This is a genomic window from Salinicoccus hispanicus (assembly GCF_009831115.1).
Taxonomy (GTDB): domain Bacteria; phylum Bacillota; class Bacilli; order Staphylococcales; family Salinicoccaceae; genus Salinicoccus; species Salinicoccus hispanicus.
In genome coordinates, this window is the sequence record NZ_WUUK01000003.1 from 300,425 (window position 1) to 323,501 (window position 23,077).

The 23,077-nt window shown below is 44.5% G+C and carries 25 protein-coding genes; 13 read left to right on the forward strand and 12 right to left on the reverse strand.

All coding sequences use genetic code 11. The features are described 5' to 3' along the window. Positions 1-22 precede the first annotated feature (22 nt). The 4 genes from GQ671_RS08845 to GQ671_RS08860 all read right to left on the reverse strand — a co-directional run bounded on the left by GQ671_RS08845 (position 23) and on the right by GQ671_RS08860 (position 3,765). Positions 23-1,000, reverse strand: a complete 978-nt coding sequence (locus GQ671_RS08845) for a 2-dehydro-3-deoxygalactonokinase (protein ID WP_211364906.1) — start codon at positions 998-1,000, stop codon at positions 23-25. Positions 1,001-1,057: 57 nt separating this feature from the next. Further along, positions 1,058-1,810 carry an IclR family transcriptional regulator gene (locus GQ671_RS08850; protein WP_160655809.1) on the reverse strand — a complete coding sequence of 251 codons (753 nt, stop codon included), beginning with the start codon at positions 1,808-1,810 and terminating at the stop codon, positions 1,058-1,060. Between the two features lie 206 nt (positions 1,811-2,016). Further along, on the reverse strand, positions 2,017-3,525 hold the full coding sequence (locus tag GQ671_RS08855) for a sodium:solute symporter family protein (RefSeq protein WP_160655812.1): 1,509 nt from the start codon (positions 3,523-3,525) through the stop codon (positions 2,017-2,019). Further along, on the reverse strand, positions 3,526-3,765 hold the full coding sequence (locus tag GQ671_RS08860; protein ID WP_160655816.1) for a hypothetical protein: 240 nt from the start codon (positions 3,763-3,765) through the stop codon (positions 3,526-3,528). It abuts the gene before it with no gap. A 341-nt stretch (positions 3,766-4,106) separates the two neighbouring features. On the opposite strand from GQ671_RS08860, the gene GQ671_RS08865 reads away from it, so the two are divergent. From GQ671_RS08865 to hxlA, 8 genes are read left to right on the forward strand one after another with little or no spacing between them, the layout of a single operon-like run. Further along, positions 4,107-5,105, forward strand: coding sequence for a LacI family DNA-binding transcriptional regulator (locus GQ671_RS08865; protein ID WP_160655818.1), 999 nt, complete (start codon positions 4,107-4,109; stop codon positions 5,103-5,105). Next, entirely contained in the window at positions 5,095-5,649 is a 555-nt protein-coding gene (gene hxlB / locus GQ671_RS08870; RefSeq protein ID WP_160655821.1) for a 6-phospho-3-hexuloisomerase, read from the forward strand. The genes GQ671_RS08865 and hxlB overlap by 11 nt, the downstream gene beginning before the upstream one ends. 13 nt (positions 5,650-5,662) lie before the next feature. Beyond that, the gene (dctP, locus tag GQ671_RS08875) at positions 5,663-6,697 is read left to right on the forward strand and encodes a TRAP transporter substrate-binding protein (protein WP_160655824.1); all 1,035 of its coding nucleotides are present in this window, start codon (positions 5,663-5,665) and stop codon (positions 6,695-6,697) included. Between the two features lie 44 nt (positions 6,698-6,741). Further along, positions 6,742-7,236 (forward strand): TRAP transporter small permease, encoded by a 495-nt coding sequence (locus GQ671_RS08880; protein ID WP_160655827.1) that lies wholly within the window; start codon positions 6,742-6,744, stop codon positions 7,234-7,236. Beyond that, the gene (locus tag GQ671_RS08885) at positions 7,236-8,513 is read left to right on the forward strand and encodes a TRAP transporter large permease (protein ID WP_160655830.1); all 1,278 of its coding nucleotides are present in this window, start codon (positions 7,236-7,238) and stop codon (positions 8,511-8,513) included. The genes GQ671_RS08880 and GQ671_RS08885 overlap by 1 nt, the downstream gene beginning before the upstream one ends. 3 nt (positions 8,514-8,516) lie before the next feature. Beyond that, positions 8,517-9,194: a ribose 5-phosphate isomerase A gene (gene rpiA / locus GQ671_RS08890; RefSeq protein WP_160655834.1), complete on the forward strand. Its 678-nt coding sequence runs from the start codon at positions 8,517-8,519 to the stop codon at positions 9,192-9,194. After that, positions 9,194-10,147, forward strand: coding sequence for a sugar kinase (locus GQ671_RS08895; protein ID WP_160655837.1), 954 nt, complete (start codon positions 9,194-9,196; stop codon positions 10,145-10,147). The genes rpiA and GQ671_RS08895 overlap by 1 nt, the downstream gene beginning before the upstream one ends. Positions 10,148-10,154: 7 nt before the next feature. After that, on the forward strand, positions 10,155-10,778 hold the full coding sequence (gene hxlA / locus GQ671_RS08900; RefSeq protein ID WP_160655840.1) for a 3-hexulose-6-phosphate synthase: 624 nt from the start codon (positions 10,155-10,157) through the stop codon (positions 10,776-10,778). Positions 10,779-10,847: 69 nt separating this feature from the next. On the opposite strand, the gene GQ671_RS08905 is transcribed toward hxlA, so the two are convergent. Beyond that, positions 10,848-11,819, reverse strand: a complete 972-nt coding sequence (locus GQ671_RS08905) for a LacI family DNA-binding transcriptional regulator (protein ID WP_160655842.1) — start codon at positions 11,817-11,819, stop codon at positions 10,848-10,850. Between the two features lie 92 nt (positions 11,820-11,911). On the opposite strand from GQ671_RS08905, the gene eda reads away from it, so the two are divergent. After that, positions 11,912-12,556, forward strand: a complete 645-nt coding sequence (gene eda / locus GQ671_RS08910; RefSeq protein WP_160655845.1) for a bifunctional 4-hydroxy-2-oxoglutarate aldolase/2-dehydro-3-deoxy-phosphogluconate aldolase — start codon at positions 11,912-11,914, stop codon at positions 12,554-12,556. 105 nt (positions 12,557-12,661) lie between these two features. Here eda and GQ671_RS08915 read toward each other — a convergent pair whose 3' ends face one another. Continuing rightward, positions 12,662-13,291 (reverse strand): SDR family oxidoreductase, encoded by a 630-nt coding sequence (locus tag GQ671_RS08915; RefSeq protein WP_160655848.1) that lies wholly within the window; start codon positions 13,289-13,291, stop codon positions 12,662-12,664. Positions 13,292-13,445: 154 nt separating this feature from the next. Between GQ671_RS08915 and GQ671_RS08920 the strand changes: the two genes are divergently transcribed. Then, entirely contained in the window at positions 13,446-14,204 is a 759-nt protein-coding gene (locus GQ671_RS08920) for an SDR family NAD(P)-dependent oxidoreductase (protein WP_160655851.1), read from the forward strand. 67 nt (positions 14,205-14,271) lie between these two features. Here the strand turns inward: GQ671_RS08920 and GQ671_RS08925 are convergent, their stop codons facing one another. After that, the gene (locus GQ671_RS08925; RefSeq protein WP_160655854.1) at positions 14,272-15,576 is read right to left on the reverse strand and encodes an amidohydrolase family protein; all 1,305 of its coding nucleotides are present in this window, start codon (positions 15,574-15,576) and stop codon (positions 14,272-14,274) included. A gap of 1 nt (position 15,577) precedes the next feature. Further along, on the reverse strand, positions 15,578-16,429 hold the full coding sequence (locus GQ671_RS08930) for a fumarylacetoacetate hydrolase family protein (protein WP_160655857.1): 852 nt from the start codon (positions 16,427-16,429) through the stop codon (positions 15,578-15,580). Between the two features lie 151 nt (positions 16,430-16,580). Between GQ671_RS08930 and GQ671_RS08935 the strand changes: the two genes are divergently transcribed. Together GQ671_RS08935 and GQ671_RS08940 are read left to right on the forward strand one after the other, a co-directional pair. Further along, entirely contained in the window at positions 16,581-16,784 is a 204-nt protein-coding gene (locus tag GQ671_RS08935) for a helix-turn-helix transcriptional regulator (RefSeq protein ID WP_160655860.1), read from the forward strand. Continuing rightward, a complete protein-coding gene (locus tag GQ671_RS08940; RefSeq protein WP_160655863.1) occupies positions 16,785-17,453 on the forward strand; it encodes a DUF3169 family protein in 669 nt (222 codons plus the stop codon). 68 nt (positions 17,454-17,521) lie between these two features. Here GQ671_RS08940 and GQ671_RS08945 read toward each other — a convergent pair whose 3' ends face one another. Genes GQ671_RS08945 through GQ671_RS08955 form a run of 3 tightly spaced genes read right to left on the reverse strand, consistent with a single transcriptional unit; the run spans position 17,522 to position 21,121 of the window. Then, positions 17,522-18,886 carry a GntP family permease gene (locus tag GQ671_RS08945; protein ID WP_246153220.1) on the reverse strand — a complete coding sequence of 455 codons (1,365 nt, stop codon included), beginning with the start codon at positions 18,884-18,886 and terminating at the stop codon, positions 17,522-17,524. Next, on the reverse strand, positions 18,852-20,237 hold the full coding sequence (locus GQ671_RS08950; RefSeq protein ID WP_160655868.1) for a four-carbon acid sugar kinase family protein: 1,386 nt from the start codon (positions 20,235-20,237) through the stop codon (positions 18,852-18,854). Before GQ671_RS08950 ends, GQ671_RS08945 begins: the two co-directional genes overlap by 35 nt. 8 nt (positions 20,238-20,245) lie before the next feature. Further along, positions 20,246-21,121, reverse strand: coding sequence for an NAD(P)-binding domain-containing protein (locus GQ671_RS08955; RefSeq protein ID WP_160655871.1), 876 nt, complete (start codon positions 21,119-21,121; stop codon positions 20,246-20,248). A 118-nt stretch (positions 21,122-21,239) separates the two neighbouring features. Here GQ671_RS08955 and GQ671_RS08960 point away from each other — a divergent pair, with 118 nt between their 5' ends. Continuing rightward, positions 21,240-21,833 carry a GntR family transcriptional regulator gene (locus tag GQ671_RS08960; RefSeq protein WP_160655874.1) on the forward strand — a complete coding sequence of 198 codons (594 nt, stop codon included), beginning with the start codon at positions 21,240-21,242 and terminating at the stop codon, positions 21,831-21,833. A 43-nt stretch (positions 21,834-21,876) separates the two neighbouring features. Here GQ671_RS08960 and GQ671_RS08965 read toward each other — a convergent pair whose 3' ends face one another. After that, the gene (locus GQ671_RS08965; protein WP_160655877.1) at positions 21,877-23,070 is read right to left on the reverse strand and encodes an MFS transporter; all 1,194 of its coding nucleotides are present in this window, start codon (positions 23,068-23,070) and stop codon (positions 21,877-21,879) included. Positions 23,071-23,077 lie beyond the last annotated feature (7 nt).

Consider the following 23,077-nt stretch of genomic DNA (forward strand, 5'->3'; position numbering starts at 1 on the left):
TGGAATGCGATCGATTCAGCTTCTAGTTGTCCTGAATCATGATGGAGCCGATAATATAGGACTGTTCTACAACTTCCTGTGTCGCCTTGATGATTTTCTTGTCTGAGAACTCGAGTGAAAGCAGGTGTGACATACTATCTTTCAGAATTTCCGAACCGCCTACTATGAACCAGTCGAGATCGAGACCATCCGTATAGAATTTCAATGCCTGGACATCTTCATGGTAGATGGCACCAAGCAGATAGTTGGCCCGCTGGTTGCCGGAAATATTCGTGTACATATCGAGTAGCCGGACACCGAAGAGGGATCGGGTCAGACCTTCCTCTTTCGTCTTGAAATATCCATTTTCCAGATGGTCCATTTCGAGCGTGTCTATCAGACCATCCTCGAGGGAACTGGAGAGGATCGTGTTGCCCTGGACTGCCTGTACCAGCTCACCACCCAGAGTTGAAAAACAGGATACCAGTTCCTTGTCTTTATTCACCCTGACAAACTTTGTATGGGATCCGGGCAGTATGATGATTCCTTCCCCGCTAATATCCATCTGTTCAAGCAGACCGAACACTTCGACCTCCTCACCCCGCATGATGTCCATCTCCCGGATATCTTCGATGGTGCCATCCCCATCAATATCTTTATTTTTCATCCCGGGAATGAAGTGGCAAGGAATGCCGTAGATTTCATCTTGATCCATACCCCGGGAGAAATCACTGATTTCAGCAGGCGCGACGACGTGCGGTACTTCCTTGAGCCCGAGATTCGAAGTGATCATGCCGGAGGCGATGATATGAACAATATCCGACTTGCCAAGAGAGTTTTTGCCAAGCACTTCCTCCATCCCTTGTTCGATGGCCTCCTTCAGGCCCTGGTTGCTCTTGTCCATGGCGGCATTTTTGACGCCCACTTCAATTTTCAATGCATCAATCACTGCTTTGGACTGTTCATCCACTATTCTGATGCGGGTATTGGTTGTACCTGAATCTATTAGAATAACGTACATTTCATCTGCCACCTTTTTCATTTTAAGATGATGGACCGAGTGTGGATCGGTGCTCTGTCACATACTGTTGTGTCCTTGCATCTTTGAAATTTCCCTGCCTGCTTCCATAATATGGGCGGCAATATCCGCTTTGTTTTCCAACATCCTGTTTTTGCTGCCGGCACAGCTGACTGCTGCGATGATTTTGTCGGCATCGTTGTAGATTGGAGCAGCTAGACAGTAGACACCGTCCTCACCTTCTTCATCATCCACGACATAACCTTGGGCTTTGTACTTTTTGAGCTCTGAAAGCAGCGTGTCCATTTCCGTTATCGTATGACTTGTAAACTTTTCATAATCCATGCGATTCAACAGATCATCGCGTGTTTCCTCTGCTTCAAAGGCCAGGAAGGTTTTCCCGAGTCCTGTTGAATGAAGCGGTTTTCGTGTACCCGGCTGCGCCGTGGTCCGCTGGGCATTATCGCTGTCGACTTTGGCAAGGTATATGATTTCAGTTGAAGATCTGATAGCCAGAAATATGGTACCGCCTGTCAATCCAATCTTTTCTTTAAGTATCGGCAGGCTCGTACTGTATATATCATTGGTTGTGCGAGCCTTGTTTCCTGCAATGATCAGCTTATGACCCAGCTTGTAAAGGTTGCTTTCCGATTTTGTGAGATACCCTTTATTGACCATGGTCAGTAGGAGCTGGGACATGCTGCTTTTGGGTATTTCCATTTCTTTGGAAAGTGACATCAGTGAAACGCCATCTTCTATGCGGCTCAGATACTCGATAATATCCAGCACTCTTTCTGCAGATTTTACCGACATGGCTCCACCCCCCTGCTTCGTATATGATCTTAGTTGTTATGTTCTCATATGTGAACACTGTTCTTATATATGAACTTGTAACCAATATAATATGTGCCCATGATAATGTCAATAAAAAATTGAAAGGGGTTTCAATTTAGTTTCTTTCATATGAAAACGCACCCTTTCCAAGCTGGAATGAGTGCGTCCATTTATATAGCTTTTCATCATCTTATAGGTTGGGTCGTGTTCTTCCCTTCCAGCACATTCTTTTCCGTGATGACAGAAGGTGCCTTGCCGAAAATGAGGCTGCCGCAGACGTAGACCATGAGATTAATGATCAATCCCCAGACGCCACTGAAGATGCCGAGGGGCGTAAGACTTGCAAATGTAAAAACTGCAGCAACCAGTGCACCGATGAGCATCCCTGCAAAGACCGACCTGGCGTGACTCCGTTCCCAGTAGAGGCCGAGTATGAGCGCCGGGGCGACCTGGACCAGTATTTCAAGCTTGAGTACGAAGATCTGATACAGTGTGCCGGGTGGATTCCATGCAATCATCAATAGGAACCCGACCGCGATGACACCGATGATCTTGCCGACGAGAATCTTTTTGTTGTCGGTCGCATCCGGATTGATATAGCGACCATATATATCCTTTGAAATGATCGAAGAGAATGTCAGCAGCACGGAATCCGCAGTGGAGACGATTGCCGCTATGATGCCTCCGAACAGCAGTACCATGGCAATATAGAAGATGATATTCTCATTTGCAATGGCACTGGCCATCATGCCGACGATCTGCTCGGATTCTTCCACATTCAGATTCGGGAATGCCGTATAGGAGAGGATACCGATGACGAATACGACGCCGGCTGTAAGAAACGGCATCCATGCCATCTGTGTCAGTGAGCGTTTGAGTGCCCGTTCATTTTTGGCTGAAAATATTCTCTGGATGGCATTCGGATATACTGCTGCACCGATGCCGACCAGAATGAGGAAGTTGGTCCACCTGACCAGGCCACCACCCTCCGGTACACCCAGGTTTTCAGGTGAGTACGTCCTGATGTAGTCTCCCGCTGCGGGCAGTCCTCCAAAGTAGATGATGGTGCCGATCAGCAGCATGAATACACCCACCAGCAGTGCGATGCCCTGCATCGTATCCGTATATGCAACAGAACGCATACCACCGAGCCAGCCGTAGATGATCATGATGACGATGAAGAAGATGACACCCGCCTGGTAGGGTACAGTTCCGCCGGTCAGTCCTGCGACACCTTGTCCGATAGCAATCAGCTGCTCGAGCAGGAAGTTGCCGAGGGCATACAACATGAGGATCGCCGCCAGGATGGATACCGCTTTTGACTTGAATTTCATTTCCAGCCAGTCGACCGGTGTGACGATATTGTGCTTCTTGCTCAATCGATACATTCTCGGTGCGAAAACAAGATAGACCAGAATGATCATGATGAAGAATGGCACGGTCACCAGGTTGGCATACCCCACACGATAGGCTTCGGCCGAATAGCCGATGACGGTGTTGCCGCTGTACTGCGTCGCAAAAAAGGTGAAGAACAGGACCATGGTCCCAAGTCCCCTGCCACCCAGATAATATTCTTCAAGACTGCTATGTACTTTTTTATTTTTCATGAAGGTGACGACACCAATCAGCAGCATGATGACACCGTAGAAAAGCATGATCAGAATGCCGGAAGTACCAGAAAACGCCAGTTCCATCTATTTCTCCTCCTCTGATTCTTCATCTTCGATGTCCCAATGGTATCTGATGACGTATGTAATATAGAGCGAGAGCAATACGGTGACCCCGATGATGACCAGTGCCCAGAGCGGCACCCCGTAGATCAGTACAGGCTCCTCTGCAGATGGGAAATACCAGGGAGTGAGCAGAATGAAGATAATGAGAAAGCCAAGCCAGATCTTGTAGTTTCTAATTGGTTCACGTGTTTTCTGTTCCATTGCCTCACCTTTCTTTAGCACCTGCTTTTAATATCAGGTTAGATATAATTACCGATACATTAACACTTTATGTCCCAACTTTCTACGTTTTCTGAATATTTATTTAATGAAACCGTTTTCTTTAATATAATAATATTGTTTGTGAAGATATTTAACTTATTGTTGAGTATGGATATTAACTAAATCAAAGTTAATGTAATACATTAACAACCACTACATTTGAGTTATCTTTTATCTCTTTAATTTATTTGAATTTTCAGCTTGTAAAACGCTTTCAAGTGATTTATACTCTAATTAATCGGTTTAGTAAATCGGTTTAGTAAACTTCAGGAGCTTCTTTTATGAATAGAACGACTATGGCAGATGTGGCAGCAAAAGCAAAGGTTTCAAAAACTACAGTTTCCCATTTTATTAACGAGAATTTTTCATATATGGGAGAAGAAACAAAGAAAAGGATTGCCGAAGCAATAGAAGAATTGAACTACAATCCGAATATTGTTGCAAAAAGTCTCAAACAGAAGCAGACAATGTCGATAGGAATCATAGTTGCCAACATACTACATGCGTTCTCTACTGAAGTAATACGTTCTATAGAAGACTATGCACATATGCTCGGTTATCATGTAATCGTTTGTAATGCGGATGATGATTCAGAAAAAGAGAAGAATTATATCAGTATGCTATTAGCAAAACAGGTAGACGGCCTTATTGTAGTACCGACTGCTGGAAATAACGCTCTCTTCTCTTCCTTATCTGATGATGATTATCCAATTGTCTTTATAGACCGTTATATTGAAGACGTTCCAATCCCTGCCTTTCTGACAGACAATTCCCTTGTCATAAAGAAAGCTTATAATCATTTAATAGAAAAAGGGCATAAGAGCATTGGATTTATTTCTCAGGATGTAAGTAAAGGCATAACACCAAGAATAGAGAGATACTCAGCATACAAAGAAATGTGTTCAGCTTATGGTATCACCCCATATCTCATATCTGAGAAGTTGGAAAAAATTAAAGATGCAGTATTACATGAGATTGAAAGAAACCGCTTTCCAAAATCGGTTATAGTCGGTAATGACCTTGCACTCTATGAAGTTATGCGGGCAATCAAGGAGAAAGAATTAGAGATACCTCAAGATCTATCGTTGATCAGTATTGATAATGTAACCTTCACAGAGTTTTTCAGTCCTGGTGTCACAGTCATAGAACAACCGACATCCTTATTGGGTAGAGAAGCCGCAGATCACTTATTCAAGAAAATAAATAATGAAAGAATCGATTATGTGATTAAAAGATTAAAACCTGAGTTAGTGGAAAGGGAGTCAGTTTATGAATTATGAACTTGGAAATATTTTTAATCAGATTTCCAAAGAGGTATCCGAAGTTTGTACAAGGACTGATGATACCATGGCAGCACGATTTGCAGATTGCATTGCTAGAGCAGAAAAAGTTTTCGTCTACGGTAACGGTCGTAGTGGCTTGACTGGGAAAATGTTTGGAATGCGTCTAATGCATAGTGGCTATGACGTCTACATAGTCGGAGAGACCAATACACCAAGTTTTTCGGCCAAAGATCTGCTCATAGTCATAAGCGGATCTGGAAAAAGCGAAACAATCAACAATATGGTGTATAAAGTCCAAGAAATTGGTGGTACATCTGCCCTGGTTACAGCTTCAGAAGATCAATCAGTAAGTGAGAAGTTCGGTTGCACGCTTCACCTTCACGCAAGCACGAAACACAATGATATACCTACCATTCAACCTCTAGGCAATCAGTTCGACCAATCCTTACACCTTGTCATGGACGCCATAGTCATTTATTTGAATCAAAAAAATAACAAAACCAATGAAGCATTGAAAAAAATGCATTTCAATTTGGAATAAAGGAGACATTTATATGAAAAAGTATTTATCTTTGACTTTCTTGACAGCACTTAGCTTGGTCCTTACCGCATGTGGTGGAGATTCTTCCGATGAAGGCAACTCTGATGCTCAATCAGAAAGTAATGGAGAAAATATCAAAATCATTGCTGCCCATAATCAGACCTCAGCAGAGAACCCTTATCAAGATGGTTTACTGAAATTCAAAGAAGTAGCTGAAGAAGAATCTGATGGACAAATTGAAGTTGAAGTTCACGCTGGGACAATCGGCACTGAAGAGTCTGAACTTGTTGAGAAGCTCGGCACAGGAGCAGCCGATGTCGTTCTGGTCTCCCCTGGTTTCATGACAAGCACGGGTATCAGAGAAGTTGATCTCTTTGCGTTGCCCTACCTGTTCGAAGACTACGATCACTGGGAGAGTGTCGTTGATGGAGAAGTGGGAGATCAGTTAGCAGAAATTATTAATGATAAGTCAAATAACGAATTCAGAATGCTGGGATACTGGAGTGCAGGTCCGAGACACTACTACGGTAAAGAACCTTTAGAAAGTATTGATGACCTTAATGGCGTATCTATCAGAACCCAGACTTCAGGTGTCGTATCAGATTTCTGGCAGCAAACAGGCGCTGTCCCAACCTCAGTGGCCTGGGGAGAACTATACCAGGGTCTCCAGCAAAACGTCGTTGATTCCGCTGAGAACTCCTATCCATACTTTGTACAGCAAAATCACCACACAACACCAAACGGGAAACACATTACTGAAACTGCACACGACTACACTACCCGATTTCTTTTAACAAATGGGAATAGCTTTGATCAGTACCCAGAAGACATTCAAGAAATCTTGCTGAATGCTGCCGAAGAATCTGTTATTACAGAGCGTGAATCGGTCATGGCTCAAGATGAAGAATATAAAGAGATAGCGATTGAAGATGGTGCTGAAGTACACGAAATTGATACGACTGAATTTCAAGAAATCGCTAGACCGATACAAGATGATCTTGCAGAAGAACTGGATTTGACTGACGCGCTCGAGCAAATAAGAAACTAATAAAAGAGCACATGATTGTGCTCTTTTTTAGGAAGGTGACCTGAATGCAAAAACTTATAAGAGCTGTTGAGAAAATCCAAATTATCCTGGGCCTGATATTTCTGCTCGTCTTCTTTATCAGCATCCTGATACAGATTGCCACCAGATACCTTGGAGTCTCAGTAATTTGGACAGAGGAGATGGCAAACTACTCCTTTATTTGGGCTATCTTTATGGGTGCTGCGGTGATGGTGAATCGTAAAGAACATTTCACCTTTGATATCCTACAGAAAAAATTATCACCAAAATATCGAATCTTCCTAAATTTATTTATCGATATCATTCTAATCGTATTCAATGCACTTCTTTTCTTTTATAGCATTGAGATTCTTGAGCGTTTCTGGAATTATAATTGGACATCCCTTCCGTTTCTAAAAATGGGATACGTCTGGATTACGATTCCGATCATGACCTCAACAATGGTCCTTTATTCAATCAATCATGTCATCAATGGTATTAGGACTCTTAGAAGTTCTGGTGGAGAGGAGGTTCCCGACTAATGGGTATTGTACTTGTTGCATTATTTTTGATTCTTCTTATCATAGGCGTGCCAATCGCCTTCGTAATTGGCATTATTGCATTAGCCGGTATACTTAATATCCCTTATACACCAGAGATCACCGTTCCAATGAAAATGCTTAATGGACTGGATTCTTTCGTACTGTTATCCGTGCCACTTTTCATACTCGCAGCCAACCTGATGAATTCAGGTAAGATATCAGAGAAGATGATCGATCTTGCTCTAGCAATCGTCGGACCCTTGAAAGGCGGACTCGCACAGTCGAATATTCTGGTATCGATGATGTTTGCTGGTGTATCAGGCGCTTCCCAAGCGGACACTGCTGGTGTCGGTAAGATTCTTATACCCAGCATGGTGAAGAATGGTTATGACAAAGAGACAGCTGTGGCTGTTACTGCTGCTTCTTCCACTATCGGTGTGGTGATTCCACCAAGTATTCCCATGATTATTTTCGCAGGTATCGCAAATGCATCAGTTGGTGCACTATTCCTAGGTGGTATCATCCCAGGAATTCTCGTCGGTCTTGGAATGATGATCTTCATCTATATTATTTCAATTAAGAGGGGCTACCCTACATCTGTAAAAGTTCCTTTTAAAGAAATCGTCATCAAGTTTCTACAGGCTTTTCCAGCCCTTTTGACAATCATAATAATTATTGGCGGCATTACGACTGGGATGTTTACAGCTACCGAATCAGCTTCCATAGCATCCCTTTACACTTTATTTATCAGTATGTTCTATTATAAGACGCTAAAAATCAAAGACCTTCCAAAAATCCTCTTTGATACACTCGCGCTTAGTTCTCTTTCCCTATTCGCACTCGCGACTGCGAGTGCATTAGGAGAGTTGCTCAGTTATTATCAGCTCGGCGTGCTTGCCCAAGAATTCTTTACAGAAAATATCTCCATGAAATGGATGTTCCTTGTACTCCTCATCCTATTCTTCCTCTTCATAGGAACCTTTATGGATGCAATACCTGCAATGATACTTTTCGTACCCGTTATTCTACCAACAGCAACAGCTTTCGATATTGATCCTGTGCACCTTGGTATTATAGTTGTTATGACATTAGCAATCGGCCTGGCGACACCTCCTTATGGTTTGTGTTTATTGCTAGCCAGTAAAATTGGTGGTTTGCCAATTGAACGATCGTTCTTTGCAGTCATACCCTATTTGATCATCATTCTTGCTGTGCTGCTCCTGGTTGCATTCATCCCTGGTCTGATAACATTCCTTCCAGGTATATCGGGGGGATAAAAAATGACTAATATTAAAAATGATTTGTACAATACCCTAAACACATTGGTTTCTCATCATACCGTCATCGGCATCGGCTCCGGTTCGACGATCGAGGGATATATACCATACTTGGCAAAGTATATTTCCGAAAATGAGCTAGCAGTCAAACTGGTGCCTACTTCCATGAAAACAGAACGAAAGCTTAAAGAAGCAGGACTCAAAAGCACAGACGAAATTGATAGGATTGATGTCACTATAGATGGGGCCAATCAATTTACAGATGATTTCATTGCTATTAAAGGTGGCGGTGGTTCGTTATTGAGAGAAAAAATAGTCGGATACTTTTCTGAATCCATAGTCATCGTCGCCAGTGATAATAAGCATATAGAAGAACTCCATCATATTACTCTCCCTGTAGAAATCAATGCATATATGCACAGAGTGATTACAGATATGATAGAGCAAACTCTTGGGATCAGTACGGTCTTAAGAAAAAAAGAAGGAGAAATTTTCATCACAGATAACGGAAATTATGTCTTGGATTGTTTCCTGCCCGATATTTCAGACCCCTCTTTATTCGAAAGGAAACTCATGGCAATACCCGGGGTTCTTGAAACCGGACTTTTCACAAAACATATTAATCAAATTATTTCATTTAATGATGATGAAATAAAGACACTGTATAAGGAGCGGTTATAATGTCCGAAATAGTTACTGTCGGTGAAGCAATGGTTGTTTTCAATCCTACCAAGGATACGAAATTAAGATATGTAGACCAATTTTTCAAGTCTGTTGCTGGGGCAGAGTTGAATACGGTCGTAGGCTGTGCGCGATTAGGTATGCCAACACGCTATTTTACTTATCTTGGAAATGATGAATTCGGACATTACATCTACAAGTTTTTAAATAGTGAAAGAATGGATGTCTCAAATGTAAAATTTTTGGACGATTATCCTACATCGATAAACTTCAAACAGAATGATATGTTTTTCAAAGAAACTTTTTATTATAGAAGTCAGAGTCCTGTGATTCATCATTCTGAAAAACTTATAGAGGACGTCGCAAACCATCCATTCAAAAGTGACGACATCTTTCATATCTCTGGCGTATTTCTTGCATTAATACGTCATGATTTTGAATATTTCTATCAAACTGTTATACACATTCGAAACAAAGGCGTGAAAATCTCTCTTGATCCAAACCTTAGGCTGAAACTGTGGGATATAGAAGAAGTAAGACATGTGATGCTTAGATTATTTAACCTTACTGACATACTCCTCGCTGGCGAAGAAGAACTTGAGCTGATTTTTGACCAGAATGATATTGATATGAACATTTCTTCACTCCACCAATTCAATATTGAATCGGTATTTATAAAACGTGGAGAAAATGGAGCAATCGGTATCAAAGCTGGTAAGCAATATACAATAGGAACATTTGCTAAAAACGTCGTGGATACTGTCGGTGGTGGAGATGCATTCAATGCAGGCGTACTTTATGCTTTCAGGGAGCAGTTCAGTATGGATGAAACGCTTCATACTGCATCAGTAATTGCTGCAAGGAATATCAGTGTCATGGGGGATAATGAAGGTTTACCTACACAAGATGAACTCAATGCACTAATGGGATTTACTAAAAGAATAGAGAGGTAGCGATGTAATGAAGCTGCAAATTGCATTAGACCGTCTAGGTTATGATGAATGTTTTGAAATAACGTCGGAAGTACATGAACATGTGGATATCATCGAAGTGGGAACAGGCGTCATCAAAGAATATGGTCTCGGAATAGTAAGAGATCTTAAAACCAAATACCCCGATATTTCAATTCTTGCAGATGTGAAGATTTGTGATGCTGGTAAAAGTGAAAGTGAGAAGAGTTTTGAATACCTTTCAGATTTAATTACTGTTATGGCCCTTGCGGACATTAACACAGTTAGAAACTGCCAAGAAGTGGCAGACCGGTTCGGAAAGACACTGGTAGTGGATTTGCTTAACATAAAAGATTTTAGCCTACTCGATCATCTAAAAGAAGCGGGGGTCAGAGCTGTTAGTCTGCACGTAGGAAAAGACCAGAGAGAGGCTGACATGAAACCAGCTTATGACAAGTTAAAAGAATATGACTTTGATCTTTTTGTGGCCGGTGGCATAAATGAAGACAATCTCAAAGAGTATTTGAAATTCGAACCAGATGTCGTAATCGTCGGCAGTGGCATAACTCAGGCAAAAGATAAAGTGGACGCTGCAAAGACACTCAAATCTGCGATATCAGAATTCAGACTGTAGCTTTGAACCACAGGGTAGAGTATCCTGTGGTTTCTCACTTTGAATCTCTCGATAGGATCATTCAAATATTTAGCGTCTGATCAATTTTCCTGCGAAATGTTCGGGTCTTGTATATTCGCTACCTTCTGCTTTATTCATTACGGTCGTGTAAGCAGCTTCAGCGATATCCTTGATTGGCTGGGCAATTGTACTGATATTGGGACGGTAGACCTCAGCTAATGGTATATCATCTATCGATACAATATGGATATCTTCTACTAGATCAATATTGTGGGTATCAACATATTTCAAAAAAGTCATCAGGGCAAAATCATTTGCAATGACGACACCACACCCTCTAACAATATCGAATTCTGCTACTATGGTGTCATATAGATCATTAGTGGGTGCTGTAATCGTTTTTTTCTCAACCTCTTCGCCAATAATTGAGTTAAATGCTTCCATACGCTCTACTCTCGGCGTTAAATTCATAGCATCGGAAACACCAACATATTGATACATTCGTACGTTCTTCTCCGATAAGTATGAAATTGCCTGCTCAATCGCTTGATGATTATCTAATTTGAATGATGGAATGCCGACAGTCGATATATTCCGGTCAACAAAGACAACTGGAAAGCCCCGTTTTTCTAATTGCTGATAAAGCATAGTATTTTCTGTAGTCGGCATAATAATCAATCCATCTACCTGTTTTTCAAGAAGACCATCAATATATTTCTGCTCTTTATCAGGGTCATCGTCAGCATTACAGATGATGAGGTTATACCCATCTCGATCACAGTAGTTCTCAATTTCCCTTGTCAATGTAACCGCAAAGTGATGAAGGATATTGGAAACTATAATCCCGATTGTTTTAGTGGTTCTATTTTTAAGATTCCTCGCCATGTAGTTGGGATGGTAGCCGAGCAACTTGATAGATTCTTCGATTCTTTGACGGGTTGCTTCTGACATATAGTTATATCTACCGTTCAAGTATTGGGAAACAGTGCTTGCTGATATATTCGCATGTTTTGCAACATCTTTAATAGTAATCTTTTCCATGGTACGGTCTCCTTATATAAATAAAACGTTTTATTTCTTTTAACACCATTATTATATAGTATATCGTCAAGAAAAATGAGGAGGAAGATAAATTGAAAAAATATCATATCCTGAACAAAATCCGTAAAAACTATCTAATTGCAGTAGTACGTGGCAATGAGTTTGACGATACAGTTAAGATGATTGAATCTATCCTTGCCGGGGGAATTAAAAATATTGAAATTACCTACACCACACCAAAAGCTGGCGAATTAATCGAGCACTTCTCAAATAATAATGATTACTGCATTGGTGCAGGAACAATAATGTCTAGTGCGAGTGCGGATGAAGCGATTCGAAGAGGCGCACTTTATATAGTTAGTCCTCATTTCGATGCGGATATCGCTACAACTTGTAATCTCAATCATATTCCCTATTTGCCAGGCTGTGCCAGTGCCACAGAAATTATAATGGCTATGAAGGCAGGGGTGGATGTTATAAAAGTATTCCCAGGAGGCATACTCGGCGCATCTTTTATTAAAGACATCAAAGGCCCCATACCCCACGTCAACCTCATGCCTTCAGGTGGGGTAAACACAGATAATATGGTCGACTGGATCGATAACGGCTCTTTTTCAGTTGGTATTGGTAGTGCTCTAATAAAAGGCTATGATGGTACCAACGCTGAAGTGATTACAAAAAATACTGAATCATTCGTAGCTGCTTATGAAAAAGCAATCAAAGGAAATAAAGAATAGCATGACTCACTTGAGTCATGCTATTCTTTATTTCTCAGATTTTCTGGATGTCAGCCACTTTAAACTCCTGCAAACTGATGACGTAAGGTTTAGTTATAAGTGAGACTATATCACTTCAGCAACAGGCGTGTCACCCTCGATCAGGTAGTATAGTCTATTTTCCGCTTTTGATCCGATGATTTCCATCAGGACGCTCGCAACGTCTTCGCGCGGCACCTCGCCGTACTGGACGTCTCCTTTGTACTCGTAGAGATTGACCGAGCCTTTGCCGTCATCATTTGTCAGCAGACCGGGCCGGAGGATTGTATAGGGTACACCTGACTGCTCGAGATGCGCATCTGCCCGGAACTTCGCGTGCAGGTAGGGCCGCATCTTGCCTTCCACGGCTCTCGGGTTCTCGACACCCATTCCGCTCACCATGACGAAGTGTCGGATGGCATGCTTCTTGGCAAGGTCGATTGATTCCATCGCACCTTCCTGGTCGATCAGGATGGTCTTATCAGCACCTGTATGTGCGCCGGATCCAGCAGTGAATACAACTGCTTCAACACCTTCGAAAGCGTGGGAGAAGTCTTTTTCAAGGTCCCCAAGCACTGTCTTCACACCATTGTCTTCAAGTGCTTTTGCCTGCTCTTCCTTACGTACCATCGCAATCGGATCATGTTCACTTTCCTTCAGTTTATCCACGAACATTTTGCCAATCTGACCGTTTGCTCCAATAACCAGTACTTTCATTCCATTCGCCTCCTTGGATTTATAATTCCATGGTGCGCTCTGGCTACTCATAAATCAAATGGTCTGCCTAGTGTGCTGTTATAGGCATTATTGATTGTATTTTGTAAGCGCTTACTATATATTCAAAATATACACACTATTTAGGAGGCACAATATGCAGGACAACATTGTACTTATTACTGGCGGCGCAGGTGGAATCGGTCAGGCAGCAGCAAAACGGTTTCTCGATGGCGGTGCAAAAGTGGTTCTCGTTGATTTGAACATGGAAGCTCTGGAAAGCGCAAAGGAGAATCTCAGCAGTGACAACGTGCATCTGATCAAAGCCGATGTAACGAACGAAGAAGAGGTCGAAAACTACGTGAAGGAAACGGTCGATACGTTCGGCAAGATTGATATTTTCTTCAATAACGCCGGAATCAATGGACCTTTCAAGGAAATCAAAGATCTGGCGAAGAAGGATTTCGACCTGGTGATGAGCATCAATACTACCGGCGTTTTCCTTGGAATGAAATACGTCATACGCCAGATGGAAAAGCAGGATTACGGCAGTATTGTAAATACCGCTTCAAATGCAGCATATATTGGTTCAGCCGGCATGCCGGCCTATATCGCATCCAAGCACGCAGTGGCTGGTCTGACAAAGACCGCTGCGCTCGAAGCCGCAGGAAGCAACATCCGGGTCAATGCCGTTGCTCCGGCAGCAATTGATACAAACATGCTTTCAGATATCCAGAACAACCTGACACCGGGAGAACCCGAGAAGTCCGGCGAAGCCATCAAAGCCGGTATTCCTTTCGGTCGTTTCGGTACACCGGAGGAAGTCGCAAAAGTCGTCTACTTCCTCGCTTCTGACGATGCATCATTCGTCACCGGCTCAATGTATAATGTTGATGGCGGCATGCAGGCCGACTAGAAATCGAAAACAAATCCCCTGCTCGGTTGAGCAGGGGATTTGTTTTGTGTTGGCGGATGATTCCCGGTCAACCGCCGTATTTCGCTGTGATGGATTCAAACAGCTGTTCGAGCGCACTGACATCAACCCGATGTGAATAAAGATCTTCCACACTATGTAATACTCCTGCCCGGATCACACTATCAATGGATAGAAGATGGGTCAGGTCATCCAAAGGGTTCTCCTCGAGCAGTATCAGATCTGCTCCATATCCTCCAGCCACCCGGCCTTTATTTTCGTAGCCCATACTCAGGCATGCTTCCTCTGTCGCCTTTTTGATGACAGCACTCCGGGTCAGTCCCAATGCTTCGAACTCCATCATTTCCTCAATCAATGAAATGCCAGGATAATTCCATATGCCGGCAGGCGCATCTGTACCGATGTATACTTCCCCGCCAAGATCCATATAGCGTTTCGCAATGTAGCTTATTTTCTTGTAGGCCCATTTCTCTCTTCTTTGCATCTCTTCGCTGACGTGGGGTGCAATACGTTCGAACTGGGCATCTATTCCAAAATCTTCATCAGATTCGAGCTGTGATAGCTGTCTCGATGCAGCAATAGCAGAGTCTCCGAACTGCTTCCCTTCTGCAAGGTGTCGGTACAAGGTCAGAGTCGGGACCAGTTTGACATCTGCATCAAGCAGCGTGTCCAGTACTTCAACCAGCCGGTTCTCATCCAGAGGTTCTGTAGCCACTGCATCAAATGCTTCATCCGACAGCTGGGAGTGAAAGCCGGGATAGAGGCTCTGCAGAATACCGGATGCATGTTCCAGCCAGTCGACACCCATCTCAGCCGCCTTCACGCCATCGATATGTTTCGAATGAATGAAGTCTGCTGCGACTGGCAATCCATGTCCCTGTGCCTGCTCGACTACAGCAGCAAGAACATCTTCTGTAATATTGCCATAGACCTTTACAAATTCGGCTCCCTGGTCATGAAGCTCGTCGACACCTCCTTTTGCTTCTGCAGTATTATTTGTCGAAATGTTTCCATAGGAGGTCGGCCCCCAGAGCCCGGGGTCTCCGTCGATCATCCGGTAGGTGGCGTGGACTTCGGGCGAAACCTCATCCATCTCTTCAATCATTTCGTAATTGCCGGCTGTGTTCCGGACCGTGGTCACGCCTGAAGCCAGATAATGTTTGGCACTCTGTGGTGTAATATGGGTGTGCATATCAACCAGACCCGGCAGGAGAAACTTCCCTGTACCGTCTATATCATTTACCGTCTGACGGTCGCTGTCCGTTGATACAATCTGACGATCCTTTATTTCAACATTTGCCGTGCGTAATACGCCTTCATCAAAGATGTCGACATTACGAATAATATAGTGCATCCTATTCACTCTCCATATGTGTGATCAGACTGCCGAGGTCTTCAATTTCTACTGTAACGACATCGCCATCCCGCAGCCATGGACGACTGTCTTCCGGGTAGCCGAGTGCCACGCCTTCCGGTGTGCCTGTCAGAATGATGTCTCCCGGTTTCAGTGTCATATAGTGGGAAATGTAGCTGACCAGTGCTTCGCATTTGAAAATCATATCATTGGTGTTCGAATCCTGCCGGACTTCCCCATTCACACTGCAGCGGATCCGCAGCTTGTTTGGATCTTCTATTTCATCTGCAGTCACAATATATGGACCTAGCGGACAGAATCCATCCAGACTTTTGCCGAGCAGCCACTGCCCACTCCTGAACTGGAATGATCTCTCCGACAAATCATTGGCCGCACTGTAGCCGAAAATATAGTCCTCCGCCTCTTCCTCAGTGATATTTTTCGTTTCTTTTCCGATGACGATGGCCAGTTCTGCTTCGTAATCCACCTGCTCCGCCTCGAGAGGAATGGCGACCGTTTCCCCACTCCCAGACAAACTGTTCCTATACTTGCTGAAAAGTATTGGATGGTCGGGGCTAGGCATGCCGGACTCCTCTGCATGCTTCCTGTAGTTCAGACCGACGCAGATGATCTTCTCGGCACAGTCGATGGCAGGACCGAGTGACACGTGCCTCGGCTCAAGAAAGAAATCGGACTCCTCCTCGAGCGCAAACTCCAGAAATTCATCAAGTCCCCTATAACGTTCTATGGCTTCAATCATAGTCGGATAGGATCCGGAAATATCCAGGATGCCCCTATCTGTCAGCACACCCGGTTTGAGCTGCCCCTCACTATAAAACGTCAATAGTTTCATGCCTTTTCCCTCCATTATAAAAAATTGGTTTCCCACGCATTATATCACAAGATTCAGAAAATAGATGAATTGACTGCTTTACTTTTATTTATGACAAATATAATTGTCATTTTGACAATAATACTATATACTTAGATTAAGAGGTGAGATGATGAGAACACGATTGAAAGAATTCCGTGCACGCCATGGGCTGAATCAGACAGAACTCGCGAAACGCGCCAGAATATCCAGGCAGACCGTCAGCCTGATCGAACGGGAGGAATATATCCCCTCACTTTTAATCGCTAAGCGCTTTGCCAAGATCTTCGACGAACCGATAGAAGAGATTTTCATATTCGATGAGGAGGAGCTTTAAATGAAAACCACTTTGAAACTGCTGCTATATGCAACTTTAGGATTCATTGCCGCCTATCTTGTGATGAATCATGACGTACTATTTATGGGCAATTATGAATGGGTGCCGAAAGTTTTGCTGGTACTGGCCATCCTCTCTACAATCATTGCAATCTATAAGTTTTTCCATCTTAGAAATAGAGCGGCTGTAGAAGGTGTTGATGAAGATGCGATGGAGCAGTATAAATACCGGAAATTTGTAGATCTCACGTTGATCACCCAGATTTCAACCGTCCTAGGGGTCCTCGCTTTAGGGATGGGCGCTGTCATAGAGATGCCTGTCTGGTTTCTGCTGGCTGCCATGGCCACCTTCATCGCCTCATTCATTGTCCAGCTGCTGACGCCTTCCATTACAAAATTGATGTATCCCGAGAGAAACCTGCCTGATGTCTCAGACAAGCACTACGCAGATAAACTACTCGCCCTATCGGATGAGGGCGAGCGTCATGTCATGCTCAACGGCCTTTATAAAGCATATGTCAGCACATCGTCACTCCTTTTCATATCGCTCGTTATCCTCGCCGTCTATTCTGTGTTCACAGGGAATGCCCAAATACTCGGCATGTTTCTGGTTGCGGCCATACTGCTGATATCGATTGCACAATATGGCCTGTCCATACGAAATAAATGACAGTAATATCAAGAGCGGTCACCGTCCTTTGCAGGATGATGACCGCTCTTCGTTCATTATATAAGCGCTTACATCAATTGCCCAATAAAGTACATGATGTAGACGAGTGTGATGCCCGTCAGGCCGGCAACAAATCCTCCGAGTGACCATGCTTTCAGTGTCTGTGCCACCGTCAGGTTGCCGAAGCGGTTGACGACCCAGAATCCGGAATCGTTCGGTAGTGACAGACCGATTGCACCTGAACAGATGGCGAGCGCAAGCAGTACCGGGGACACTGCGAGTTCAGCAATCTGTGGTCCGAGTATGCTCGAAGTCGTCACAAGGGCAACTGTCGCGGATCCTAAAGATGCTCTGAGTATCTGTGTGAAAATAAAGGCAAGCAGCAGGATGTGGATATTCCAGCTGGTCATCATTTCAATGAGATAGTCCCCCATCCCACTGGCATTGATGACTGCACCAAATGCACCACCAGCACCTGTAATCAGCAGTATGCTTCCGGCATCCTGCATCGATTGGTTGAACTGCGCTTTGTAGGGTCCTGCGATGTAAGGTTTCAGTACAACCAGTGAAACGAGTACCGCAATCAGAAGCGCAACATTCTTATCCCCTACAAAAGCGAAGAACGATGACAATGGGTTATCGGGAATGAAGAGCTGGGACAGTGTGTTGCTCAGAATAAGCACAATCGGAAGCGCAATGAGTCCAAAGGAAAGCTTTTTGGAAATTCGCTTTATTGAGTGCTGTACTTCAGGATCATGCACCACCTCCTCTGCTTCTTCCGTTATTTCGGTCTTCATCCGTCTGCCGATGAACGTACCGTACCCGAAACCACCGACAAGTGTTGCGACGACGGCCACGAATATACCGGCGATCAGGAAGATGCCGAGATCGACACCGATGTTCTCCGCAACAACCAGCGGTCCCGGTGTGGGAATGACCATGCTGTGGGAGACGATCAGACCTACAGCGAGAGCGGTGACAAAAGTGATTCGCGCGATGCCGGTTTTCGTACTGAGACTTTTGATGACTTTGTTCAATATGACGAACGCAGCATCGAAAAATACAGGGATGGATACGATCGTCCCGGTCAGTGCCAGACCGGCCGGTGACTTTTTGGAACCTGTCAGGGAAAGGATTCCTTCAGCAATCTTTTCCACCGCGCCCGCTTTGGCAAGAAACTGGCCGAAGACGATGCCGAGCCCAATGAGGATACCGACACCTGCCAGTGTACTTCCGAAACCATCGGCAATGATGGCCGACGCCTCACTGATCGGTATCCGGACCGCCAATGCCAGACCGAATGATGTAATCAAAAGGGCAATGAAGGGTTCAATCTTGAATTTCAATATCAATAGGAACAGTACTGCAAGTGCCAGTATGAATAGGATCAGCAACATGTTACGATTCTCCCTTGTCCAGTTTTCTGTAGACATCAAGCAGTGTCCCGGCGTCACCGACGTTGCCCGGGAAGACGATATAAGGCATTGATGGATACTTCGACTCCGCCATCGTCAGCCAGACCGGAATGCCTTTCTCCGCCTGGCCAAGTACACGTGCCTTCCTGACGCCAAGCCCGATTGTCGCAAGGTCGCTTGAAGTGATGCCGCCTTTTGCGATGATGAACCTGGGTTTGACCTCCAGGTTCGATACGATTGCGACCAGGCTCTCGGATATCCGTTTCGATATCTTCAGGCTTTCATCTCTATCTTCGGTTCTGATCAGTTCACGGGATGTGAAGATGACGACATCCTTGCCATCCTCGATCAGCTGCTCAGCCTGTTTTCTATGGTGTTCGATATAGTCAGAGAGACCCGCCTTGTCCTTCACTTCCGACACACTGAATTCCAGTGCCTCGATATTGGAATGGCTGATCAGCTGTTCAAGCTGCTGGGTCGTCTTTTTGACATGGGAGCCGACGACGATGATGCCGCCATGGGTGTCCCCCTGGTCCGTCATCTGCGACTGGTCAAGCACTTCTCCCGGCGTGGCACAGATCGATTTGACGAAAGAAGCGGCCGTTCTGAATATGAATTTTTTATTTTCACGGTTCAGATAGTCCATCAGTACAGCCGTGAAAAACTCAAGATCCTTGTCGTTGGCAGCGTCCACGATCACCTGGTCAAAGTTCGACAGTGCATCGATGAATTCCAGAAGCTGGGCATCATCGCATCCTCTGAGCATATCGAGATCAATATGCTTCACGTGGCTTTCGTCCACTTCGCCCCGGCTCTTTTCGGCAACATATTCCTGCATCGTTGCTGCATTGAAACCGAAAGTCGAATCATTCGCGAATTCGCTTTCATGAACAGGTAAGAAAGTCTCACCCTCTTTCAAGTAGTGCACGCCCTGATACGTATAGCGTCCCCCTTCAAAGAAGGCAGGAATATGAAATACTGCATCAAATCCGTCCGGACTCGCGTCATTGATCGTTTTCGGCTCGATGTATGAATGCCCTCTCAAGGTCGAGTCCCCTCTGCTGATGATGAGATAAGGCTGATCGAGTTCCAATGATACTTTTTCAAGCACACGGGTGATCTCCTTATGAGTCCCGATTGTCTCCGCTTCGGACAGTGCCCTTGAATTGGTCATGATATAGAACATGTTGTTATCCGACAGGAAACCATCCCGGACAAGCGCTTCATCCCAGGCGGTATAGACATTCAGATCTTTGACGGTCTGTGTACCGGTAGGATCATCATCCAGGACGACGACCTTATAATCGAAGCTTTCAAAATCTCGTTCTGTGTCGCAATCTGCGACCGCATTCAATACATTCCAGTTCATGTCCATCCCTACTTTCCATTGATTCTTTCAATATGCTTGATGATGCCTGAATGATCATTCATCCCATTGCCGTTTATAATTTCAGACTTGTACATTTCCTTCACCATGTTCGTCAGTGGCAGCGTAATCTTCTCCTGGTCACTGGTTGTAGTAACATTATGCAGATCCTTGTAGTTGATGTTGATCGTGCCGCCTGGCGCATAGTCTTCCGCAATCATCTTTGGAAACTTGGCTTCCATGACACTCGAGCCTGCAAGTCCGTTCCTGATGGCCTCAAACATTGCGTCAAGATCGATGTTGAAACTTTTGGCGAGGACCACCGCTTCAGAAAGTGCTGCAATGTTCGTGTTGACGATGATCTGATTGGCAAGTTTCACCGTGCTCCCTGCACCCACATCACCTACTCTGATGACTGACTTCGCCATCGGTGCGACAATCTCCTTCAGTTTTTCAAGATATGTCTCCTCACAGCCCATCATGACCGACAGTTCTCCTGTGATCGCCAATGCTTCTCCCCCACTTACGGGTGCATCTGCAAAAACAACACCTTTTTTAGAAAGTCGATGACTGATTTCAATCGAGTCCGTCGGCGCCAGTGAGCTCATATCGAGTAGATACTGCCCTTCTCTCAGATGTGGATAGAGCGCGTTTTCTCCGTCGAAAAGAACACTATTCACAATGGCACCGTTCGGCAGCATTGTTATGATTGCTTCCGATTGTTCCGCCATTTCCCTAAGACTGCCCACTGCTGTTGCGCCATACGCAACCACTCTCTCTTCAGCCGTCTTGTTCAAGTCGTTCACCATTACCGTATATTCTTGCTCCAGCAGGTTCTTAACCATTGGCGCTCCCATGATACCCAGCCCAATAAATCCAATTTTCATAATATACTCTCCTTTGAAAACGTTTACTTAAAAAGTATTGTATACTATTATATTAAAAATGTATACATTTAATACGAACTTTCTTTCTTGTATAATTATTATTATGAGAGGTGAGGAAATGAATCAGGAGAGAACCTTGTATGAAAAAGTACGCGAGGATATATTGAATGGCACGTTCGATAAGACGGAAAAAATGACTGAGGTCAAGCTTGCGAAACTTTATGAAGTGAGCAGAACGCCGATACGGGAAGTGCTGAAGCAGCTTGAATTCGAGTATCTGGTCAAAGACGGATATATATACACACCCTCGCCGGAAGATTATCGCAACCTCTTTGAAATGCGCATACTGATAGAATCCCATGCTGTGGAAAAGGCGGTGCTCCTTTTCGTCGATGAAGATCTGAAGGAGTTGCGGAATTATATAAAGCAGGCCAAAGATGGAGATGCGTCCCTGACTTTGAAAGCGAACAAAAATTTTCACGATAAGCTGGTCCGCGCAATCAGAAATCCATTCCTGTCGGAAACTTATGACCGCTTGAATTCCACAATCTATCTATTCAGCCGAACTGTCGTAGAAAAACAGAGACCAGAGCTGCTGGATGAGCACGAAGCAATTGTCCAGTCGATAGAAGATAGGAAGATTGATCATGCCAAACAGCAGATCATATCCCATCTTCAGAAGGACTTGGAATTCACACTTTACTATATGTAGAAGAAGCGGCTGGAACAAAAGTTCCCAGCCGCTTCTTCTACATCTATTCTAGAGCGTTCTGCTTCCTGCTTTTCTCATGCCGACCATAGACAACGTAATAGATAAGCATGGCTACCAGTATCGACAGGACAAGGAACTGATAGAGTCCACCATAGCCGAGCGAAGGGATAAGCAGTCCGAGGAAGAATGGACCGAAACCGAGTCCCACTTCGAGCATGATGAAATACGTCGATGTCGCAAGGCCGACGTTTTCCCTTGATGCCAGATTGACACAGACAGCCTGGGCAACAGATTGAAAATTACCGAATCCGAGCCCGATCAGCGCACCGGCAAGCAGCAGTGTGAACCCCGTTGTCGCACCACCCAATGTAAAGAAGCCGATTGACATGATGATGAATGCCGGATAAAGAATGATATTGGCGCCTTTCTGATCGAGAATCTTACCCGTGAATGGTCGTGTCATCATGATGGCAGCAGAATATACGAGGAAGAAGAAGCTTGCTGCAGTAACAAGATTGATTTCTATCGCGTGCAGATTCAAAAATGACAGGATCGATGCATAGGCCAGTCCCATGAAAAGCGCCGTGAGCCCCATCGGCATCGCATCCCGATCGATCACTTTAAACTTCCCGGTCGGCTTCCGTTCACCTTTGACGATATTATTTGTCCTAACCAACGGCAGCATCAGTGTGCCGAGAAATACGGCGATACCGACAATGATGAGCAGCGTATTGAATGTCATCACTTCAAGCATCAGGAAACCGAGAAACGGTCCGATGGCAGAGCCGAGCACGAAACTCAGACTGAAGTAGCTGATCCCCTCACCCCTGCGATTTTCAGGTACTGCAATTGTTGCCAGCGTGTTGACTGATGTACTGATCAGTCCTGTGGCAAAGCCGTTCAGGAAACGTGCAGCAATCAGAAGTGCCAGCCCCCCATTTATAAAGTAGAGCATATAAGTAGTGAAAAACAGGACTGCGCCGATATACAGTATTTTCTGCGCACCCAGACGATTGATCTGAGGGCCCGTCACTATACGTCCGGCAAGGACACCGATAATAAAAATGCTGGAGACCAGTCCGGCAGTACTGGAGCTCGCTCCATACTGCTCAATCGCATAATTTCCTATTGTTACGATGGATACATACATTGAAAATAAAACAATGAAGTGATAGAAGAATATGACGACGAACTCCTTCGTCCATATCCGATCACCCAGATGTTCACTTTTCGCCAAGACCACA

Excerpts from the sequence above, each read along its gene's own strand:
- GQ671_RS08845 (WP_211364906.1), bottom strand. The coding sequence starts at position 1,000 with ATGTACGTTATTCTAATAGATTCAGGTACAACCAATACCCGCATCAGA.
- GQ671_RS08850 (WP_160655809.1), bottom strand. The coding sequence starts at position 1,810 with ATGTCGGTAAAATCTGCAGAAAGAGTGCTGGATATTATCGAGTATCTG.
- GQ671_RS08855 (WP_160655812.1), bottom strand. The coding sequence starts at position 3,525 with ATGGAACTGGCGTTTTCTGGTACTTCCGGCATTCTGATCATGCTTTTC.
- GQ671_RS08860 (WP_160655816.1), bottom strand. The coding sequence starts at position 3,765 with ATGGAACAGAAAACACGTGAACCAATTAGAAACTACAAGATCTGGCTT.
- GQ671_RS08865 (WP_160655818.1), top strand. The coding sequence starts at position 4,107 with ATGAATAGAACGACTATGGCAGATGTGGCAGCAAAAGCAAAGGTTTCA.
- hxlB (WP_160655821.1), top strand. The coding sequence starts at position 5,095 with ATGAATTATGAACTTGGAAATATTTTTAATCAGATTTCCAAAGAGGTA.
- dctP (WP_160655824.1), top strand. The coding sequence starts at position 5,663 with ATGAAAAAGTATTTATCTTTGACTTTCTTGACAGCACTTAGCTTGGTC.
- GQ671_RS08880 (WP_160655827.1), top strand. The coding sequence starts at position 6,742 with ATGCAAAAACTTATAAGAGCTGTTGAGAAAATCCAAATTATCCTGGGC.
- GQ671_RS08885 (WP_160655830.1), top strand. The coding sequence starts at position 7,236 with ATGGGTATTGTACTTGTTGCATTATTTTTGATTCTTCTTATCATAGGC.
- rpiA (WP_160655834.1), top strand. The coding sequence starts at position 8,517 with ATGACTAATATTAAAAATGATTTGTACAATACCCTAAACACATTGGTT.
- GQ671_RS08895 (WP_160655837.1), top strand. The coding sequence starts at position 9,194 with ATGTCCGAAATAGTTACTGTCGGTGAAGCAATGGTTGTTTTCAATCCT.
- hxlA (WP_160655840.1), top strand. The coding sequence starts at position 10,155 with ATGAAGCTGCAAATTGCATTAGACCGTCTAGGTTATGATGAATGTTTT.
- GQ671_RS08905 (WP_160655842.1), bottom strand. The coding sequence starts at position 11,819 with ATGGAAAAGATTACTATTAAAGATGTTGCAAAACATGCGAATATATCA.
- GQ671_RS08915 (WP_160655848.1), bottom strand. The coding sequence starts at position 13,291 with ATGAAAGTACTGGTTATTGGAGCAAACGGTCAGATTGGCAAAATGTTC.
- GQ671_RS08920 (WP_160655851.1), top strand. The coding sequence starts at position 13,446 with ATGCAGGACAACATTGTACTTATTACTGGCGGCGCAGGTGGAATCGGT.
- GQ671_RS08925 (WP_160655854.1), bottom strand. The coding sequence starts at position 15,576 with ATGCACTATATTATTCGTAATGTCGACATCTTTGATGAAGGCGTATTA.
- GQ671_RS08930 (WP_160655857.1), bottom strand. The coding sequence starts at position 16,429 with ATGAAACTATTGACGTTTTATAGTGAGGGGCAGCTCAAACCGGGTGTG.
- GQ671_RS08935 (WP_160655860.1), top strand. The coding sequence starts at position 16,581 with ATGAGAACACGATTGAAAGAATTCCGTGCACGCCATGGGCTGAATCAG.
- GQ671_RS08940 (WP_160655863.1), top strand. The coding sequence starts at position 16,785 with ATGAAAACCACTTTGAAACTGCTGCTATATGCAACTTTAGGATTCATT.
- GQ671_RS08945 (WP_246153220.1), bottom strand. The coding sequence starts at position 18,886 with ATGTCTACAGAAAACTGGACAAGGGAGAATCGTAACATGTTGCTGATC.
- GQ671_RS08950 (WP_160655868.1), bottom strand. The coding sequence starts at position 20,237 with ATGAACTGGAATGTATTGAATGCGGTCGCAGATTGCGACACAGAACGA.
- GQ671_RS08955 (WP_160655871.1), bottom strand. The coding sequence starts at position 21,121 with ATGAAAATTGGATTTATTGGGCTGGGTATCATGGGAGCGCCAATGGTT.
- GQ671_RS08960 (WP_160655874.1), top strand. The coding sequence starts at position 21,240 with ATGAATCAGGAGAGAACCTTGTATGAAAAAGTACGCGAGGATATATTG.